Genomic DNA, 707 nt, shown 5'->3' on the forward strand with positions numbered 1-707 from the left:
TTCCATGTTCCATGGCTCGGTCTATGGCGTCCTGCCGGTGAGCACGGTCGAATACACCGAGGCCTACATCTTCTTCACGGCCTCGCGCGACGGCGGTGACAGCTGGAGCCACCGCCCGGCGTCGCCCTACGATCGGGAGGTGGGCCGTGTGAAGCAGGCTGACCTMGCGATCGACCGCAAGGGCCGGCTGTTCCTGTCGTACGTGCAATGTCTTGAGTGGACGCCCAACGGCTGCGGTGGCGCCAACGCCAAGCTGATGCTGACGACCTCGCAAGACGGCGGTGCCACATGGACGCCGCGAGGCAAGATCGCCACCGTCACCAACTCCTACAGCGCGCCGGTGCTGGCGGTCGACGCCACGCGCGGGCCGCGTAGCGGCAGCCTCTACAGCGTCCGGTCGACCCTGGTCGACGGGCAGATGCGGGTCGTGGCCTCGACGTCCACCGACGGGGGGAAGACCTGGGGTGCCGAGGTGATTGTGAGCAGCGTCGGAGCGGCCAGCCAGCGCACGCCCGCTGCCGTGGTGGCCGACGACGGCGTGTTGGCCGTGTCCTGGATCGACCTGAATGCAGACCAGCCCGGTGCGCCGATGCAACCGATGATCGCCTGGTCCAGCGATGGCGGTGCCAGTTTTTCGGCGCCGCTGCCGCTGGTCACGAAGCCGCGCAAGAACGACAGCGACTTCTACCTCAACGACGGCAACAGCC

1 protein-coding gene is annotated in these 707 nt (G+C 67.7%); it reads left to right on the forward strand.

The window, feature by feature from the left end:
- Positions 1 to 707, forward strand: a 707-nt coding sequence (locus AC1DYI_RS37605; protein ID WP_477209143.1) for a sialidase family protein, incomplete at both ends; no start/stop codon positions are given.

This window comes from Ideonella sp. P3_A4, assembly GCF_056403075.1.